At 32.8% G+C, this 18,705-nt stretch carries 17 protein-coding genes; 1 reads left to right on the top strand and 16 read right to left on the bottom strand.

The window, feature by feature from the left end; genetic code table 11:
* Window positions 1–92: 92 nt before the first annotated feature.
* From AC2D6V_RS01595 to AC2D6V_RS01540, 12 genes are all read right to left on the bottom strand, one after another.
* Complete coding sequence (locus tag AC2D6V_RS01595; protein WP_484646287.1) at window positions 93–521, bottom strand: VOC family protein; 429 nt, start codon at window positions 519–521, stop codon at window positions 93–95.
* Window positions 522–526: 5 nt separating this feature from the next.
* Window positions 527–925 (bottom strand): VOC family protein, encoded by a 399-nt coding sequence (locus AC2D6V_RS01590; RefSeq protein WP_484646286.1) that lies wholly within the window; start codon window positions 923–925, stop codon window positions 527–529.
* Window positions 926–1,172: 247 nt separating this feature from the next.
* Window positions 1,173–1,547 carry a bleomycin resistance protein gene (locus AC2D6V_RS01585; RefSeq protein WP_484647502.1) on the bottom strand — a complete coding sequence of 125 codons (375 nt, stop codon included), beginning with the start codon at window positions 1,545–1,547 and terminating at the stop codon, window positions 1,173–1,175.
* Window positions 1,548–1,739: 192 nt separating this feature from the next.
* On the bottom strand, window positions 1,740–3,776 hold the full coding sequence (locus AC2D6V_RS01580; RefSeq protein ID WP_484646285.1) for a kojibiose hydrolase: 2,037 nt from the start codon (window positions 3,774–3,776) through the stop codon (window positions 1,740–1,742).
* 247 nt (window positions 3,777–4,023) lie between these two features.
* Window positions 4,024–5,046 carry a hypothetical protein gene (locus AC2D6V_RS01575; protein WP_484646284.1) on the bottom strand — a complete coding sequence of 341 codons (1,023 nt, stop codon included), beginning with the start codon at window positions 5,044–5,046 and terminating at the stop codon, window positions 4,024–4,026.
* 224 nt (window positions 5,047–5,270) lie between these two features.
* The gene (locus AC2D6V_RS01570) at window positions 5,271–6,944 is read right to left on the bottom strand and encodes a tetratricopeptide repeat protein (RefSeq protein ID WP_484646283.1); all 1,674 of its coding nucleotides are present in this window, start codon (window positions 6,942–6,944) and stop codon (window positions 5,271–5,273) included.
* A 216-nt stretch (window positions 6,945–7,160) separates the two neighbouring features.
* Entirely contained in the window at window positions 7,161–7,850 is a 690-nt protein-coding gene (locus AC2D6V_RS01565) for a DUF6090 family protein (RefSeq protein WP_484646282.1), read from the bottom strand.
* Window positions 7,851–8,054: 204 nt separating this feature from the next.
* Complete coding sequence (locus AC2D6V_RS01560) at window positions 8,055–8,699, bottom strand: metal-dependent hydrolase (protein WP_484646281.1); 645 nt, start codon at window positions 8,697–8,699, stop codon at window positions 8,055–8,057.
* A 174-nt stretch (window positions 8,700–8,873) separates the two neighbouring features.
* Window positions 8,874–9,626 carry a type 1 glutamine amidotransferase domain-containing protein gene (locus AC2D6V_RS01555; protein WP_484646280.1) on the bottom strand — a complete coding sequence of 251 codons (753 nt, stop codon included), beginning with the start codon at window positions 9,624–9,626 and terminating at the stop codon, window positions 8,874–8,876.
* 266 nt (window positions 9,627–9,892) lie between these two features.
* Window positions 9,893–10,906 (bottom strand): acetamidase/formamidase family protein, encoded by a 1,014-nt coding sequence (locus AC2D6V_RS01550; protein ID WP_484646279.1) that lies wholly within the window; start codon window positions 10,904–10,906, stop codon window positions 9,893–9,895.
* A gap of 253 nt (window positions 10,907–11,159) precedes the next feature.
* Entirely contained in the window at window positions 11,160–12,794 is a 1,635-nt protein-coding gene (locus AC2D6V_RS01545) for a glycoside hydrolase family 26 protein (protein ID WP_484646278.1), read from the bottom strand.
* 409 nt (window positions 12,795–13,203) lie between these two features.
* Complete coding sequence (locus tag AC2D6V_RS01540) at window positions 13,204–14,199, bottom strand: GlxA family transcriptional regulator (RefSeq protein WP_484646277.1); 996 nt, start codon at window positions 14,197–14,199, stop codon at window positions 13,204–13,206.
* Window positions 14,200–14,328: 129 nt separating this feature from the next.
* Here AC2D6V_RS01540 and AC2D6V_RS01535 point away from each other — a divergent pair, with 129 nt between their 5' ends.
* Window positions 14,329–14,700, top strand: a complete 372-nt coding sequence (locus tag AC2D6V_RS01535) for a hypothetical protein (protein WP_484646276.1) — start codon at window positions 14,329–14,331, stop codon at window positions 14,698–14,700.
* 464 nt (window positions 14,701–15,164) lie between these two features.
* On the opposite strand, the gene AC2D6V_RS01530 is transcribed toward AC2D6V_RS01535, so the two are convergent.
* The 4 genes from AC2D6V_RS01530 to AC2D6V_RS01515 form a co-directional block, all read right to left on the bottom strand.
* Window positions 15,165–15,824, bottom strand: coding sequence for an SDR family NAD(P)-dependent oxidoreductase (locus tag AC2D6V_RS01530; RefSeq protein ID WP_484646275.1), 660 nt, complete (start codon window positions 15,822–15,824; stop codon window positions 15,165–15,167).
* A gap of 16 nt (window positions 15,825–15,840) precedes the next feature.
* Entirely contained in the window at window positions 15,841–16,263 is a 423-nt protein-coding gene (locus tag AC2D6V_RS01525; RefSeq protein ID WP_484646274.1) for a VOC family protein, read from the bottom strand.
* 176 nt (window positions 16,264–16,439) lie between these two features.
* Entirely contained in the window at window positions 16,440–17,534 is a 1,095-nt protein-coding gene (locus AC2D6V_RS01520) for an alpha/beta hydrolase family protein (protein ID WP_484646273.1), read from the bottom strand.
* 53 nt (window positions 17,535–17,587) lie between these two features.
* Complete coding sequence (locus tag AC2D6V_RS01515) at window positions 17,588–18,685, bottom strand: alpha/beta hydrolase (protein ID WP_484646272.1); 1,098 nt, start codon at window positions 18,683–18,685, stop codon at window positions 17,588–17,590.
* Window positions 18,686–18,705 lie beyond the last annotated feature (20 nt).

Here is an 18,705-nt window from a genome sequence, read left to right as displayed (position 1 = left end):
TAGGATTTTCGTAAGCCAGCCCGAACTAGCCATTAATTCTAAACGTTGTTGGCAGTAGTTATTTTATATTTCGATAGTTTTCTTATAGTTAGTTATTCAGAAAGTACAAATTGCCACGATATACCATATTTGTCTTCACACCATCCATACTTCTTACCAAAACCATAATCTCCCTCACCTTTATAGTTATCAAGTGGGACCATTATCTGACCACCATTTGAGGAAAGATTATCAAAAAGTTTTTTTATCAACTCATTAGAATTGTGAATTATAAAAAGTGATACAGCGGGACTAAATGACCAATCATGATTATAGCTACTTTCAGAAACCATGTATTTAGTTCCGTTCAATGTAAATACACCGTATTTAATAAGTTCAGGTGTTCCGCCTGCCTCTCCTTCTGAATATTTTTTAATGCTGTTAATTTCCGAATTTGGAAAAATGGAAGTATAAAAATTTATCGCTTCCTCAGCCTTTCCACATTGGTCACCAACGAATGTTAGGAATGTTGCTGTTTTCATATTTTCTATTTCAAGTTCAATTGCCAAGAAACTCCAAATTGGTCTTCTATAAATCCAAATATCTGGCTAAAACCATAATTGTTTAATGGCATCATAATTTGTCCGTTTTCAGATAGCTTTGTAAATAGTGTGTTTATTTCAATTTCATTTTCACACTCAATATAGTTTGATACTGAGGGAGTAAAATTCCAATCGTGAATAGGAGGGCTATCGCTACACATAAATAAATTACCATCTAACTCAAATGTTGCTTGCATAATTTTACCTTCATCTGTAGGAGCATTATTTCCCCATCGAATAACATTAATGATTTTAGAATTCTCAAATATTCCCATATAAAAATTCATTGCATTTTCAGCATTTCCATCTTGAAAAGTTAATGACCTAATCATTTGATTCTTCATAATATTTTTTTTCTGTTTTAGTAAAGTTTTCAAACTGTCGTTTTCGACTCGTAATTGATTTATTTCGTTTTTAATGTTGTTTTCGTTTTTATTCTGTGAGCAACTTAAGAAAGTCAATCCAATTAATGTTATTAATATTGTTTTCCTAATGTTCATTTGAGTTTTTCTTCTAATTACTGCCAACGGTCTCGGCAATGAGTACTTGCAATTACTTATAGCCATTGTTGGCGGTTCGTTTTTTACTTTTTTAAATGCTTTGCCCAAAGGTCAATAGGTTAGTATCTGGGTCAAGTAATGAGAATTCCTTTTGTCCCCAAGGTTTTGATTCCAATTTCCCATTTGGGTGTATTATTATATTATCGTCTAATAATGTTTGGTAAAAATCGTCGATGCCATTGGTCCTTATATAAACTTGTCCGTAATTTTCTTTAGGGTTAAGTTCTTTAAATTCAAAGAAATGAATTTCTATTTTATCTTTTCGAACCATTAAATACGCTTCATAATCGCCTATTTCTTTAAATCCCAACTTATCTATATAAAATGCTCTGGTAACATTTTTATCACGGATTGGTAATTTCGGAATGATATCAGTCAGCATAATTTCACGATTAGTATTTGTAATTCGATTTTAAATTGTTGCGTATTCTTAAATGACCGCCAACGGTCTAGTATAAGAATATTAGCGGGTTTTTACACACTCACTTTTCGATTAAACACAGACCTTTTTTATATTTACTTACTATAGTTTTAGTAATTAAATAGCTATTATTTTATACTTTGTTGGCATTTCGTTTTTCTGCTTTTAACGGTTAATTTATCTATCAATTCGGTATGTTTTTTTATCCATACCAACACCTTTTATGGTTAAGGATTTCCATTCTTTTGGAAGAATTGGATTTTTTTGAATAATTCCTTCATCCGTGATATCTAAACCACCAAAACCAAAGAGAACACTTTGTAACATTCCACCTGCACCCGTTGCAAAATATGAAAAATTAGAAGTTGCCACCTCGGATAAGGCACCAAAAGGAGCCTGCTGATTAGGCACATAGCTTTCCTTAAAAAGGCGGTACGCATTAGTTGTATCACTTTGCCTTGCATATAATACTGAAAAAATTGACTTACCCATTGCAGGACCATCTTTTGATAACTTTGGCTCGTAATATATTAAATCTTTAAGAATAGACTCTTTGTCATTTATTATATTGAGCGGAAAAGAAAGTAAGTTTACATCTGCTTGTTTAATGATTTCTCCATTATAATTTTCGTGTTCTTTAGTAGTACCATCTTTAAGTTTTAGGATTTTAATTTTTTCTGATACCAATTGCCACTGTGGATTTGGCGTTTCTCCAATTTCGATAGCCGCTTTGGTAGTAAATTTTAAAGCCGTTATTGCAGCCCCATTGGTAAAGGCGTTATTATTTACATTTGGTGCAAATTCATTAGCCCCAACAACATTATTGATGGAGTAAGTACCATCATTATTTTCAGTAACTCTGCTTACCCAAAAATCTGCCACTTCTTTCATTAAAGGATAGCCCTTTTGGGTTAGCCAATTTTTATTTTGGGTAACACGATAATAGTTCCAAAATGCAATTGCTATGTCTGCTGTTATATGATGTTCAAAAGGCCCAGTAAGGGCAAAAGGTGGCGTGGCTTCCTCACCAGTATCGTCACTCTCCCAAGGAAACATTGCACCTTGGTAACCATAATTTAATGCTCTCTTTTTTGCAGGCTCAAGTCTGTCAGAACGATAATTAACTAAAGAGCGGGCAATATCTTGATTAAACATTAATAAGGGTGGAAACATCCAAAGCTCGGTATCCCAAAAGATATGACCATTATACGGTGTTTGTAGTGAGAGCCCCATTGGTGCGATACTTAAATCCGAATCTCCACGACCAAAAGCATACAAATGATATAATGCTAAACGAACGTCTTGTTGCGATTGTAAATCTCCTTCAATAATAATATCTCCTTCCCATAATTTACTCCATTGTGCTTTATGCTGAGCTAGTAATACTTCTTTTGAATTCAATAAATTGAAGATTACCATTCTTTCCGATTCTGATTTTGGGTCAGAAAAATCTTTGGTAGTGCATTGCGCACCAGTCCATGCAAAATCTAAACTTTCATTTTTCTTAATACTATAATCAAATGATAAAGAGTTTTCATAGTCTGATGTAAGGTTGTGAGTTAATTCTGGTCGTTCATGTTCTCTAGAAGAATTTATTTTATGCCATATGAATGTGCCAGATGTACTAACAAGATGTTTTTCAAATGGACTTCTAGCAACGGATTGCAAAATTGGCATTGTGGTTTCAACATCTTTTAATATTTGAAATGAATTTTTTGGAGTTTGATACTCTTTAGGTGTTATTATTTTTCCAGTAACTTTTACATCAATTTCTTTAGTAGCCTGAACACTAATATCTATATAACCAGTATACTGTAAATTGCGAAGGGCATAAACCGTACATGAAATTTTAGTTTTGTCTTTAAAATCAAAACTTGTAGTTAACGCAGCACTTTTCATATCCATTGTTTGTTGCCAATTTGAGATATTATCAGCTGTGATTTTTTCACCATCAATATACATATCAAGATTGCCAAAATTCATACCATGAAGAATTTGACTTACTTTTAAGTTAGGGTCTACATCATAGACATTGTTTAGAACGACGTGCTGTATTTGAAGAGGCTTTGAGGAGCTAAGCATTCCTATTCTACCATTCGCAATAGCAATACCAGTATAATCTGAATTTTCATTCGTGCTTATATGCCAGCCGTCATTTTGAGCAGTTATTATTGAACTTGTAATAAATAATAATATGAAAAGTATTTTTTTCATCAATGTCTGTTTTTTAAATGAATGCTAACGTGTTTGTGTATGATTTCGTTGCGTGTTTCAGCAACTAATTTAGCAAATACAAACCGAATAGAAAATCTGCGAAGATTTTCGTAAGTAGGCAAGCGCCAAGCAATTAATTTTATACGGTGTTGTGTGGCGTTTTTTATTAAATACCGCATAAATTATTGAAATAGACTTTTGTAAATCATCAATCATAATTTCAAAAGCTGTCAATACTTATTTAGCACTATTTTAAATTACATAAATCCTTAATCTCTTTTTTTAATATTTCACTATCAAGGCTATTAGCAATAGTCCAGTTTTCGCATGCAAAATCCTGTTTTTTTAGTTGAAAGTTACTATGGCCCAATAAAAAATAATATTTCGCCTGCATATGATTATAATTAATGGCCTTTAAAAGTTTAAAAACTGCTTTATCAAATTTCTCTTCTTTGTAATCATTAATACTACTATTATAGAAAGCCTCACCAATGACTTTGTCACTTAACATTGTCTTATTCTGTTGACCAAATGCTATAGGTAAAACATAATTCGAAGTAACATATTTACCACTCTTTTTAAAGGCTCTCCACTTGGGCATATTATAGAGATGCTTAATAATTGCCGAATCCATTTGTTTAGTACCATTTACAATGATATCAACATCCGTTACTTTACCTTCTTCGTTAATTTGAAATGCCGTAATTGTTTTGCCATTATATACCATGTTTCCTTTTCGTAATTCGTAATCAACTTTTTTAATATATTCCATTAGTTTCTTTTTACCTCCAGGATATTCCGCATGAGCGTAATTATCATGAAGGATAATTGGATTAATATTATCTAATTCATTTTCGATACTGCCATCTTCATTATACCAAATCCATTTTCCTGTAGCTTCTCCAATATTATAATGTGCTAATCGTGATATATTTCCTGTTATATAATAAGTTTTCTCAAGACCGTGTTTCTTGTTGTTTTTAAATTCAAGAACAGATGACAGCTTTCCATTTGGATAATAGAGCTTAAACTCACCTATTTTTTGAGTGAGTTTTTTATCGTTAAAACTGCCACTCCTTTTTAATGAATCATTTAGATAGTAATCTTGGACAACCCAAATATCATTCTGCTTTTGAACAGTGCGTTTAAATTTTGCGTTTAACTCTGACGTTTTTTCACTCTTATAATTTATGTAGAAAGTTTTCAGCTTTTGAGAAAAACCTTTAGACGCAAAAATTAAAAAGGTTAATAAGAACAATGATTTTTTCATTTTAGTTGGTTTTAAAATTCGGCCTACTCTATTCAGTTTTCAGTAAATCTGCTTTAGTTCAATGACACACAACGTGTTCGTGTATGATTAGTGGCGTGTTTTGCTACTAATTTAGCAAATACAAACCGTATATAAAACCCGTAAGTAGGCTAGAACTAGCTATAAATTATATACTTTGTTAGATTTATTTATTAATATTCGATTTAAAAATGACTACGTTAATCCTATTTAAAGATGTCTTTATCACCATATTGAATTACATTATCAAATTTTGATTTAATCCCTTCATATTTGTCCTGTTTTTTCATCTTTTTGTAAATCTTCATTAGTCCCCAATATGCCATAGAACTATTTGGATGTTTGTCAAGTATTTTTCCGTAACAAGATTCAGCTTTTTCATAATCACCTTTTTTAGTGTATGCATCTGCTAAACTTAACAAGGTCGGTCTTGGGTAATATGGAGGTTCTGAATAACCTAAATCTTTTTCCATTTCAACAGCTTTTTTTAAGACTTCTATTCCTTTATCATATTTTTCCTTGGCAATTAAAATATTTCCTTTTAGTTCTATGGAAGTGACGAGTAGTGTTTTCAATCGGAATTGATTGATTTTATCCTTTTCATTTTCTAGTTGTGAATTTCGCCAAAACAAAGCATCCAGTTGATCTAATTTTGATTTTGCATTAGAAATGTCTTTAGTTTTTAAAGCAGACATTCCTGAAGAAAAAGTAGAAAACGCAGCTTTGTAATCCATGGCTTGCCTTCCATATATTGAATCTAAATCCACTATTTTATCAAATTTTTCAACCGCTTTATCCCAAAAGCCAAAGCGCATTTCCATAATTGCAGGGGTAATTATTCCTTGATAAAAGTAAGCTCCTCGATGCATGTCAACTCTGTCCGCAACAGCAACCATTTTTTCAAGCTTTTCTGCGTAATGCAGACCCTCTTTATAACGTCCATCTTGAGCACAATTCGCTAACAAATAATTAAGATTGTGTATATAATTCCAGTTATCAATCTCCTTAATATTTTGATCGGCCATGTAGGTTGAGTCTACTTGTATAGCTTTAATGAATTGATCATGTGCTTTTTTGTAATTACCTAATTTATAATAGATGTGTCCAGGCATATGGACAATGTGTCCTGATTCTGGAGCTAAATCTGCTAGTTTTTCAGCGCTCCTTAAAGCCTCCTTAGGACAGCAGTTTTCCATTTGATGGATCCAATAATGATGAACACCATGATTCTCTGGATTAGAAATAAGAAGGTCTCGTAACAAATATTCACTATAAATGGTCCCTTTTCGGGGATCCATATGTTCATCGTATCCAGACATATTAAATAGGGCCAAAAAAAGTTTTGCATCAACATCTTCTGGGTATTTATGAACGATATTTTCTAACTGTTTCAAATAACCTTCTGGATTTTTCTTTTCAACAAAATCGAGTATTCCTTTGCTATAAAGAGCTTCATGTCCTTCTGCATTTTTACTTAATACCTTAAGTTTTTCTACGGCTATTTTTTTTTCTTCATCAAACTCTTCATTATCAATAAATAAAATTGTGTGAAGAATACCCCAATATGGCATAATTGCGGTAGAATCAATCTTTATAGCTTCCTTAAATGATCTATAGGCCTCAAAGTCCCAAAAGCAATGTAATTGACTAACTCCTTGGCTAAAATACTTTTGTGCAAGTTCTGACGAAGTTTTTATTTTTAATGTTGAAGATCCAACACCATTAGTGAGTTCTGGAGCAGGAAGGTTGTCAATATAATTTACGCCACTTCTGCAGGCCATGACGTGATTTATTGCTTTTGAATGGTCACCATGATCATGCTGGGAAAAGGCTGGTAACATAACTACTTGGAATAAGATAAAAAATAATATTTTTCTCATATTAGAATATTTTTAGTTGATTTTTTCAATTTGTTTTGGATTGGTGATGATTAAGTCTAACGGTCTCGGCTATGAGTAGTTGTGTGTTTCAGCAACTAATTTAGCAAATTCAAACCGAATAGAAAATCTGCGAAGATTTTCGTAAGTAGGCACAAACTAGCAATTAATTATACACGTTGTTGTGCTTTCGTTATTTATTTTCGAGTCTTTTGACTTTTACAATCCTTTATTAATTTCAGATTGTAAAAGTTTTTCCAGATGTTTCATTTCCACTAATAACTCTTTATACCAAATAATATCTTCAATTCTGTAATTTACAAGAGAATTTAAGATGTGCAGATATTTTTTATTGTTTTTTAAATCATTATAATTCATTGGTGTCATCCTTTGCCAGTCAGTGGTCGATTCAAATAATTCTAATGATACTGGTTGAATGGTTAAATAAAAGAAATCATGATTTCTTTTTTCCCTGGTCTGAATCCAATCTACTTTACTTTCATTTACTTTAGGTATTAAATTTCTAATACTGTCATTTTTTATAATATGAAGTCCATATGTTTTGACTGATTCATAGGAACTATCATCTGGGACATACTTATACCAAAACAACGATTTACTAAATGAAATGTCCAATGAATCCTGATATTCTATGTTATCTGCTAAATGATTTAATATAATCTCACACGATCTTTTAGCTTCTTCGTTCATTCTTATCCCTTCATTCAGTTCGTGAATATTATTAAGAGTCGAAGAATGCAATTCAACGAGTATTTTGTGTTGAAAAAGACTTGCTTTTTTTTCTTCATTCCAATTATTAATTTGAAGCGCAATTAATATCCCAATAACTACAAGCAATATTTCTCCAATGGCATATTTAAAATACTTTCCAGTTTTATTTTTCTCCATAAGATCATGTCGTATTTTTCTAAAGAATTTTATCATTGGTTATTGGTTGGTCATAATGAAGCACAACGGTCTCGGCTATGAGTAGTTGCGTTGGTTGGAACTAAGTTAGCAAAAGAAAACGAACCAGAGGAAAATCCGAATGATTTTCCGAGTACACACAAAACCAGTAATTGACCATACACGTTGTTGGTGGCTGGACAATTTTCATGAACTAATGGAGGGCTTTTTTTCTATCCACCAAGCCCAAATAACAATAATCCACATTAAGTTAGCAGACCAAGCAACAGCCATGATACTTGGAGGAGGAGACCCAAAGAGATTCATCGAATGAGCAATAAGAAGGAATACAATTAATAAACAAAAAGCAGTTTTTCGTTTGAAGTTTGAAGACTTAAAATATATAATTGCTCCTATTAGAAAAAGTGTCAATTCTAGAAAAATTTCTCCAATTGGAAAATTCCATAACCCGAGCCCAACTTTTGTTTCAGTAAAAGGAGATAGTGGTAAGTCGGGTCGATGTGTAATAAAATCTAGAAGCCAATGACTCATAACCAATACGCCAAGTAATAACGAACCTTTTTTATTTTTTGTATATAAGTAATAACAAAATCCTAGCAATAAACTCCAAACTAAAGCCATAAGTAAACTATGCGAATAAGGATAATAATCAAAACTAAGGTGTGTTAGCTTAGTGTTACCTGGGTCGATTGACATGGATTCAATTCCAAATAAGACAAGAATTGGCCATATCAAATCCAACATTTGAACTGCAATAAACATCATTGCTAATGATGGTAGTTTTTTATCTTTTTTTGCTAATAATCCAAGTGCGAAATGTCCAATGAACATGATTTTTTTTATTTAATTAATAATTTTAAGTTACGTTAGTCTTGCCTCCAATTTTGTGTATAGCTCGTTGCGGAAAATGTCCAAAGGACTTTTCCGCCGTGACCGAAAGATAGCAAAATTGCAATGAATTCCGATAAGGAATTCAGCCGCAATGAACTATACACGTTGTTGGCATTAGTTCTCTATTTGTTGAATCATTTCTTTTGCAACTATTGCAGAAGAGGGTAGAAACATGGTCGACACAATTCTCTTGTCAATTACTACATCGTGTTTATCATTCAAATCACTTTTGGATTGAAATATTCCGCCATTTGCTCTCAATTGATTTTCTAGCATTACAGGTAATAAAGTTCCTTCTTTAGCCCAGTTTTTAGTAATCTCAGTTGAAATTGGAAAACCAGTCACTTTCTTCCCTTTAACCATGTAATCACCATTGTTAAGTTTGGCATTTGCAAAAGCACCAGGTCCGTGTCCACAACCTCCAACTATTCCGCCATTTTCATAAATATTGGCTATAATTGATAATAAATTTTCGTTATTGGCCACATCAAATAATGGTCCATATCCTCCACCAATAAAAACGGCTTTATAGTTTTTATAATTTACTAGGTCAGGCGTAAGTGAATTTTCAACATTACCATTAAAATTTTCATACTTTATAGTATAACTGCTAATTCCAAGAGGATCCATTGAGAAAGGGACTTTTCCACCAGTTGGTGAAACAAAATCAACTTTATATCCATGAGAAACAAAAATATGATAGGGAGGAGCTACTTCCCAGAGGTTGTTACCCGCAAAGTGCTTTTCTGGGTCTCCCATGTCTTCTGTATTTGATACTATAATTAATATTCTTCCCTTTTCAGTTTTCTCATCTTTGCAGGAAACAAAAATTAGTAATATCAGTAATGCTAAAAGTGTTTTTCTCATTTTTTTGATTGATTGAATTTTATATAAGATACTAAACTGGGAAGAATGTTACAGTCTTTCGCAATTAATGCCTACGATTGAGCTATGAACATTACGGGAGCAAACTAGAGTTTGCTTTCCGCCACGTACATAGCGAAATCTTTTGGCTTTATTTTTTTCTTTGTCCCGCTAAAAAGCAAAATTCCAAAGATTTTGCGGACATCATAAAAATACGCAAACCTTTCGATTAAGCCTGAAGCGCGTATAGATTATAGGTTTTGTTGGCATTAGTATTTTTTATCTTTTTCAAATACATTTTTTGGAATATGCATTGTTACTAGCATATGAGGTACATCAACTACTTCCGCAATTTTTAAGTCTCCAACAAGTGAACAAAGCATATAAGCTTCTTCCCATGATATTTCATAAGTGCTTGAAATATGTTCTATCATGTAACGTGTAGCTTTTTTAGCTGCTTCGTCTATAGTCGTGCCAAAACCAGTTGTAGCATAATAATCTTCAGATTCATATTGTGGTTCTGCTATTTTTTTATCCTTTATAACACTTAATCTAAATCGAATGCGCATATCACATTCTACGGCTGTACCAACTACCTCACCAAGACCTTGAACGGCATGCGTATCTCCAATAGAAAAAAATGCTCCTTTAACGAAAACAGGAAAATATACAGTTACACCTTTGACTAAATTTGGGTCATCCATATTTCCTCCATTTGCTCTAGGTGGAAAAGTCGTTAACATTTCTTCTGTATTTGGTGCTACACCCATTACTCCGGGAAATGGTTTCATAGGTATACTAATGCTTCCAGAAAAGTGTACTAGATTATTTTCTTTATCCAGTTTATAGATTTTAAATCCTTTGGCATCGGTCTCACCAGCTAAAAACCCAAATTCGGGTCCCATACCAGTCCATCCCCATTCTCCAGGCTCTAAATCCAATAACTCAACAGCCAATACATCACCCACTTCTGCATCTTCAACGTATATGGGTCCTGTTAATGTGTGGACTTTATCCATATCCACTTTTTCAAAATCTTCTAAGGTGGAATTTATGTTCAATTGTCCACCAGTGGCTTCTAGCGTAAATGCTTCAATTATACTTCCACTTGGAACTTTGATTTGATAAGGGATGGAACTGCTGAATTTATTATGGTTTTTATCAACTGAAATTGTAAAATCAGGTTCAGGAATTGACGCTGTAACGACTGATTGATTTAAGTCAGCCTGTTCTTTGCATCCAAAAATTAAAATAAGAATTAGGAAGTTTAGTGCTAATTTCATGGTTGATTTATATTAATGCTAACGTGTTCATGTATGGTTAGTTGCGTTGGCTAGGTCTAAATTAGTAAAAGAAAACGAACCAGAGGAAAATCTGTCCACGAAAACCGAAGCTTTAGCTTAGGTTGTAGGATTTTACGAGTACGCACAGAACGAGCAATTGACTATACACGTTGTTGTGCTTTAGTTATTTCATTTTAGACCTATATGTTCCCTTTAGATGTATTTTGATAACTTCATCCGTAATTTTCTTGACTTATTCAAAAACTGCATCATCAATATATATTTGATGTGGCATACCATTAGCCTGCGAAAAAATAACCAAACCTGACCGAATACAAGACATATCTTTATTCTTCAATTTAATGGTATATTTTTTCCATTTAGTGGTAAGTCTAATTTCTTTATGCTCTATTGCACTATCTGGAAATAGCTTGTCTTTTTTTATGAGCCCAAAACCAATTTTAGCAGATAGTTTATTTTCACTTGACTTTGCCCAAAAACTAAATTGGGTAGCACCTGAAAGATCATAGCCACCTTCAATATCGCCCCAATCATCTGGAGGTGTTACTAAACCTAAGCCATACCATTGGTAGTCATCATTATAAGAGAGTTTTAGGGCAGACGTACCAGAATGCGCATCTTGTGTGCTTTTTAAGTCCACCGATATCCCCTCGTGATTACCCATGTAAGCACTAGGAAAGTATGGGTTGTTTTCTCCATCTCGATAAACGTAGAATGGCAAGTCCATTTTTTTTATCTCCACTATTTTCTCTTCTTCAAGAATGAAATCCGGAGCGTTTGGATCGGGGTCAAAGCCTAACATCCCAAATAATTCCGAAGATTGCTTTAAATACAGATAATTGTTAGTCTCTTTAAACCAAGCTTCAGAAACTTTAGCATTGGTGTAAAGGCGGCTATCTTTCCATTCAGAAATGCCTTCAATACCTATATTGGGCCAGTCCTCGTTTATAAAGCTAATTGCCTTTATATTCTTGTTGTAAATGAATGAAAAGTAATTTGCAAACCAACTATCCCATACTTCAGTATTTTCTTTCGTTATACCATCTACCGGGTTAGATTCAGCAATCATTACAGGCTTTTTATGAGCTCTGGCAAAATCTAAAACATTTTGGCAATCGAGTCCAAAGTCTTTACCGTATGCGTGTCCGAAAACGGATATGGCCACCCAATCGGCATAGTCATCACCAGGATACCACGCAGATAAGGGATAGTCTTTATAAGGTTTTGATGCGTATGAATGCCACACGAAGGCGACATTATCGGCGCCTTCCGCACGTATTAAATCAACAATATGCTTGTATGCTTTTACATATTCATCTGGTTCAAGTTCGTTGTGAGGGCCATCAAACTCGTAACCTATTCTTAAATATATTGGTCTATTGGCACTTTTAGCCCAAGCGCTAAATTGTTTAATAACCTTATCATATACGCCATTTCCCGCATTTTTTGCTATATCCCATTTACCTACCATCCACATGGCGCTTTGTATTATAGTATTTGGGAATTTTTCAACAATCATTTGATGATGTTGTGTATTAGCCGCATTAATCTTGAGGGGCTCCATGATACCTTTAAATTCAGCAACACCCCAATACGACGACCAGCCACTTGGCTTTTTTCGGTCTGGAAATTTATCCATATATTCTGAAATTGTTTCAGTGGTTTGCCCCATAATTAGTAGCGCTTTTCCTTTAGGTGGCACATATTTTGTTTGTTCATACTCATAAATATATTCAGAATTAACAGTCCGGTCAATAATGGAGACCATTTCTTCTATAGACCTATTTGATTGCTCTTGAGCTTGTGTTGTAGCTGGAGATATTAATGCGATGCAAACTACTAATAAAATTGTTTTTAAAGTCTTCATAATTAATAGCTTTTAAATGGTTAATGATAAATAAATTCATTTTTGGAATCCTTACAGCAAGTTACTGATATTCAGAGTTAAATAAAACCAATAATAGGACGAAATGTGTATTTTTTTATCCGAAACTTAGTATTTGTCTATAGAATAAATTATGGATAGTACAAGAACTAGTCATATGTAATGATGCGTCATTCAAATGTGTTTTCTATAAAATAACAAAAGTAAATACTGTCATTGGTTAGCGATTTCTGAGAATGAAGCACAACGTGTTCGTGTATGGTTAGTTGCGTTGGCAAGAACTAAGTTAGCAAAAGAAAACGAACCAGAGGAAAATCCGCAGGATTTTCCGAGTACACATAGAACTAGCAATTGACTATACACGTTGTTAGGTTTAGTTATTTCTCAATTGTTAAGATGCAAAAGCCATTTCTCGGTTGTACTTTTTTTGATATTCTTTTGGAGAAAGCCCAGAGTACCTTCTAAAAGTAGTTCTAAAAGCTTTTTCATCATTATACCCAATAAAATACATCACTTCGAGTATTGATTTTGCTGTACTTTCGAGTTGCTTCTTTGCAGCTTCGACCTTGACTCTACGTATATATTCTAATGGTGTATTATATGTCGCTTTTTTGAATCTCCTTAAAAAGCTGCGAGAACCTAAATTAACGACATCTGCAATTTGCTCTACACTCAATTTGTCTTTAAAATTATTTTCAATGTATTCTTGAGCTTTATGAATTGCTGTATCAGAATGATCCTTCTGCCCATTAAAAATAATGAATTCACTCTGGCTTTTTCTATCAAAATCAATTTCAGCAATTTTAGAACACCAAATCGCAGTTTCTCTTCCAAAATATCGTTCAATCAAGTATAGAGTGAAATTTAATATGGAATATGCGCCACCACTTGAATAAATTCCATTATCCTCACAAATTATTTTTTCTGGTAAAAGGTTTACTTTAGGATACCTTTGTTTAAATAGGTCGTGAGCAGTCCAATGCGTTGTACAGGACTTTCCATTTAACAATCCTGTTTCAGCTAATAAAAATGTTCCTTTGCATAAGCTGGCAAGTTCTGCTCCGTTCTTAATTCGTTGTTCTTTAATCCAATGAACAAACTCAATGTTTTGTTGGACTTCCAAAACTAAATCACCACTAATTGGAGAAATAATAATCAAGTCTGTTTTATCTATGTCACTAATAGTTGCTGTTGGTTGGATACTGAATAGACCTTGATACAAGACAGGTTCTAATTTTAAACCCACTAAATCAATTTTGAATGGTTTCTCGTGAGATTTACTTAGCTGCATTGAATAGGAATTTGCCATATTTAACAAATTATATGGAGCTATGATTGTATCAACAATACTCTTTCCAGATGGAACTATTACACTTATGTGTTTCATTTATTGGGTTTTGACAAATGTAGTTAAAATACGTGTCGGAAACAACCCTTTAAAATGTCGTAAATGACACAACTACAAATTATCAATACGACATATATTTGTATTATTATAAATTTAAAATCAGTAATTATGACAAATCAAGAAGTAATGGTAGTATATAAGTGGACTGCCAAAGAGGGACAATCTGAAACTCTTAAGGGAATATATAGAGAAGTTTCACAGCAAATGGAAGCCAATGAACCTGATGCAAAACACGTAGAATGTTATTTTGATGAAACATCTTCAACGTTAGTAGTTATGGATTTATTTGCAAATGCTAGTGCAGTTGGATTTCATCTTGGAACGACTGCTGCTGGACACTTTGAAAATTTACTTTCAATTGCTAACCCAGGTGAATTCTTATTTTGTGGTGAAATTCCTGAAGAAATGAAACAAGCTGCAATAGGTATGGGTCTTAAAGCAACTTTCGCTCCACGAGCATTTGGATTTCAGAGAGCATAATCTAAAAGTGAACGGAATGGGTTTTTCATTCCGTTTTTTTAATTAAACCTAACGCTGCGCTATGTGCAGTCACGTTTTGGATTTTAAATTTATGCAATTTATTGGAATAAATTTAAAATACAGATTAAACGTGATCAGATTGCATTTAGCGACCTGATATGTACATTTTTCCTCGATGGCACCCAAAGGTGATTGCCAGTTATATGCCTAATTCATAAGCCTAATGCAATCTGGCATAGCGCAGCGATGATGTACATATCCCAAAGGGCGGGAATCGAACGTAGTGAGATGTAGCAATTTGGGTTCACCTTTTGGTGAATTGTACATCATCGTCCACGTGTATGAGTAGTAGCGGATTTCTACTCATGAACCTTTCGGTTTAGCACTGACTTTAGTTTTATATTCATACTTTCGTTTTATCACTTAAACCGCTATTACTTATACACAATGTTGTGTAACGTATTTTACCATTCTCTTATTTTTCCTTGATGCCAAAAGTTTCCACTTTCAGGAACTCTATTTAGTAAGTTTTTAATATCATTAGCAACTGCTATTGGTTTTCTTGTAGCATCATTTCCTCCCATATCAGTTTGAGTCCATCCTGGGTCAAAAGACGAGACAATTATATTTTTATTTTCAAGTCTTTTTGCCAGTAGTTTTGTGTACATATTTAAGGCAGCTTTTGACATTTTATAATGTGGTTGAAATTCATCAAAATTCTTTTCGCTGAACGAACCCCAATCAGATGTAACATTGACTATTTGTCCATTTTCATTAAAATTAGGAATCAACTTTTCAGATAATTCAATTGTCCCGAATAAATTCACATTAAATGTCTGTCTCAAATGTTCGAGGTTTATTACAGATTCATTCCAGTATTCTATTAAAATCCCAGCATTATTAAGAAGGAAATCAATCTTTGTGTTTCCAATGATATTAACGAATTCATTTATAGATTTACTTTCGGAAAGATTTAATTGAAAACAATCAAAATTTGATTTTGAGATTGAACAATTTCCAGAAGTAGAAGTTCCAATAACTTTTATGTTATCATTGTCTGTCAGTAGATCAACTGTTGCAAGTCCAATTCCTCTACTACATCCAGTTATTATTCCTGTTTTCATTTTCAGTTAGATAGGTTTAAATTTCAGAATCATAACAAACAAATTCAACAATATTTGATTCAGGGTCTTTGATAAAGATTGACTTCCATTTAACCCACTCAAAAATTTCCGTTATATATTCGATATGATTCTTTTTAAAGGAGTTTAATATATTCTCATAGTCTTTTTTATCAATTTCAAGGGCAAAATGATGTAAAGTACTTCTAACTGTTTTAATATCTTTAAACTTTTCATTAAAGGCATTTAGGTTTGATTTAGCGAATAATGCAAGAGTCTGAGTATGCCCTCCATAACCAACTGCGATTTTGAAAAAAGTATAATTTTCAGATTCATTTATTAATTCAAGTCCAATAGTTTGATTGTAGAATTTTTTCATCAATTCCATATCTTTAACTCGTAATATTATTTCCCCTAATCCTTTAACTTTATTGTTTATCATTCTGATTTTTTATTAATTTATTTGTTTTTTAACACAGTACCTACAGTTTCGTTCCGGAATGATACTCGCGAACCGTTCCGCCGTGACCATAAATTTATCAAAAAGTCTTGAAATCCCGATCAGGAATTTCAGCCTTAATGAAGTATAGCCGTTGTGCACAGTAATTTCATTTACAACTATTTAAACGCAAGAATCCAAAAAGAAATTTCATTCAAAAAATCATTTACAAACTTCTTTTCAAGTGTTGTGTATTCATCTCTACTCCCTGTTCTTGCTTTCTGGAAAAAATGATTAGCATTATCAAAAGTTGTAAAATGATAATCTGTACCCGATTTAAGGAGGGCATTTTCCATTCGATCTTTATTTTGGTGAATAGGAACTTGAAAATCTAAACCACCAAATAGACCCAATACTGGCACTTTTAAACGTTCATAATCTTTAGAAGGATCATAATATAGAAAGGACGTTAATGATGGTAATGCATAAATTATTTTAAATTCGTCCGCTTTAGCTATAGCATTCTGTTTAAGTTTTACAGTATCAACAACTTTATCTGTTGAAGACATTTCTAATAATATAGTTTCGTTTGTGTCTCTAAATAAGCTATATGCCTTGTTGATATTCTTATTATCTTCAATAGCCCTCATCAATATATTATGTGCTGAAACATCAGCTTCTATAAGAGATTTAGAAATTTTAGAGTGGTTATATTCCTGCCTTACTTGATAAGAAACCACTTCTATTAAAGGAACAGCTGGTGCAGCCATTAACACTATTTTTTTAATAGACTCATTTCCAACAGCGACTTTTGCAGCAACAATACCTCCTTGACTATGCCCAAACAATATGAATCTTTTGAATTGATGAACTTTTGAGGATTTAAAATAATTTATTATGCTTTCTAAATCATTTGAATGGTCTTCGATTGTACTATTAACAAAATCTCCTGTACTCGTTCCAACACCTCTATCATCATAACGAAAAGAGGCTATTCCTTTTGAAGCTAGATGATCAGCAATAACTTTAAATATTTTAAAACCCTCTAAGGTTTCATCTCTGTCCTGATCTCCGCTTCCTGAAGTCATTATAACTAATGACGAGGTTTTAAGATTAGTTGGTATAATAAGGGTTCCACCTATCTTGACATCTTTTGTCTTGATAATTAAGTCAATTATCTTGGAATCATCATTATGCAAATCGCTTTTTGCCCAACTAGAAAAAGTAATAGCAACAAATCCTATTAACCCTAACAATTTTACTATTCTTTTCATTTTCTTTTTATTTTACTCTTTTTTTATTGCATTTACTGCTTTTGCTTTCTTTTTTAATAATTTTCCGAATATGGATATTTTTCTAGTAAAATATTATACAATTCAACCGCCTCATTAAAGCGATTATTCTTCTCATAAAAGGCAGCAAAATGAGAAACGGCATACTCCATTTTACCACTCATCAGACCGTTAATTATTTTCTCTTTATCTAAAGCATTGAGTAATGTTTCAAAATGATAAAAATCTTCTGCTCTCATGGCACTTCTAACCATAGTAAATTTAGACCAGAGAGAAAGCTCTGGAGAAAACTCATGTCTGTTGGCTCTTTCTTTGACATATCGATAAGCATAATCTATACCACTAGCATTGATAAATTTTTGAAGGTTATTGGTTTCAAATTCCTGAAAATATTTATAATAATTTCGTATTCCATGATAAAGAGTTGGGTAACCTGTTGAGCGGTGTTGTTCTATATCAAGTTTTAAAATGGACCATTCCAACCCTTCTATTTGTTTTTGGGATAATAATGTCTCTAATTTAACTGCGCTGTGTTTTACATCATATTCATCTGGGCTAACAGAAAAATATAGGTTTGTACATAATGCTGAGACATCGTTTAACTTATCTATGGATTCCATTATAGGGTAAGCACTTGCCATAATATATACATCAAATAATATTGAGTTTGATAACATCGTATTAAAAACTAAGCTTGCACCAAACTCCCATCCAAAAAATAGATTTTCATCATTGGTTCTAAAGTTAGTATCTATATATGGTAAAAGTTCAGAGCTTAGGAACTCAATAAAAGTAGCCCTTCCGTCTCCTAATTGCTGAAATCGCTTTGGGTAATCTGTGTGAATTCCAATAACAATAAACTCTGGAGTTACTTGAAACTGTTTGAAAGATTGGCTCAAACTAACTGCATATAAAAAAAAACGCTGACCATCCAATAGATAAAAAACTGGGTATTCTTTATTTGAATCTTTATAATTGGGAGGAAGAAAGATTTGTATTTGTCGTTCTTCGTTCAGAACTCCAGATTTTATATAGTGGTTTGTACCTACGATGTTATTAGTAACGCTGTTTTGACCATTTATATAACTAATGAGTAAAAAGCTTAATAGTGTTAACGAAACTATTTTTTTCATTGTTAGTTTATTTGATATTT

It is taken from the genome of Algibacter sp. YIN40 (assembly GCF_057219435.1).
This window is presented reverse-complemented; position numbering and strand designations above follow the sequence as displayed.

Excerpts from the sequence above, each read along its gene's own strand:
- AC2D6V_RS01595 (WP_484646287.1), bottom strand. The coding sequence starts at position 521 with ATGAAAACAGCAACATTCCTAACATTCGTTGGTGACCAATGTGGAAAG.
- AC2D6V_RS01590 (WP_484646286.1), bottom strand. The coding sequence starts at position 925 with ATGAAGAATCAAATGATTAGGTCATTAACTTTTCAAGATGGAAATGCT.
- AC2D6V_RS01580 (WP_484646285.1), bottom strand. The coding sequence starts at position 3,776 with ATGAAAAAAATACTTTTCATATTATTATTTATTACAAGTTCAATAATA.
- AC2D6V_RS01575 (WP_484646284.1), bottom strand. The coding sequence starts at position 5,046 with ATGAAAAAATCATTGTTCTTATTAACCTTTTTAATTTTTGCGTCTAAA.
- AC2D6V_RS01570 (WP_484646283.1), bottom strand. The coding sequence starts at position 6,944 with ATGAGAAAAATATTATTTTTTATCTTATTCCAAGTAGTTATGTTACCA.
- AC2D6V_RS01565 (WP_484646282.1), bottom strand. The coding sequence starts at position 7,850 with ATGGAGAAAAATAAAACTGGAAAGTATTTTAAATATGCCATTGGAGAA.
- AC2D6V_RS01560 (WP_484646281.1), bottom strand. The coding sequence starts at position 8,699 with ATGTTCATTGGACATTTCGCACTTGGATTATTAGCAAAAAAAGATAAA.
- AC2D6V_RS01555 (WP_484646280.1), bottom strand. The coding sequence starts at position 9,626 with ATGAGAAAAACACTTTTAGCATTACTGATATTACTAATTTTTGTTTCC.
- AC2D6V_RS01550 (WP_484646279.1), bottom strand. The coding sequence starts at position 10,906 with ATGAAATTAGCACTAAACTTCCTAATTCTTATTTTAATTTTTGGATGC.
- AC2D6V_RS01545 (WP_484646278.1), bottom strand. The coding sequence starts at position 12,794 with ATGAAGACTTTAAAAACAATTTTATTAGTAGTTTGCATCGCATTAATA.
- AC2D6V_RS01540 (WP_484646277.1), bottom strand. The coding sequence starts at position 14,199 with ATGAAACACATAAGTGTAATAGTTCCATCTGGAAAGAGTATTGTTGAT.
- AC2D6V_RS01535 (WP_484646276.1), top strand. The coding sequence starts at position 14,329 with ATGACAAATCAAGAAGTAATGGTAGTATATAAGTGGACTGCCAAAGAG.
- AC2D6V_RS01530 (WP_484646275.1), bottom strand. The coding sequence starts at position 15,824 with ATGAAAACAGGAATAATAACTGGATGTAGTAGAGGAATTGGACTTGCA.
- AC2D6V_RS01525 (WP_484646274.1), bottom strand. The coding sequence starts at position 16,263 with ATGATAAACAATAAAGTTAAAGGATTAGGGGAAATAATATTACGAGTT.
- AC2D6V_RS01520 (WP_484646273.1), bottom strand. The coding sequence starts at position 17,534 with ATGAAAAGAATAGTAAAATTGTTAGGGTTAATAGGATTTGTTGCTATT.
- AC2D6V_RS01515 (WP_484646272.1), bottom strand. The coding sequence starts at position 18,685 with ATGAAAAAAATAGTTTCGTTAACACTATTAAGCTTTTTACTCATTAGT.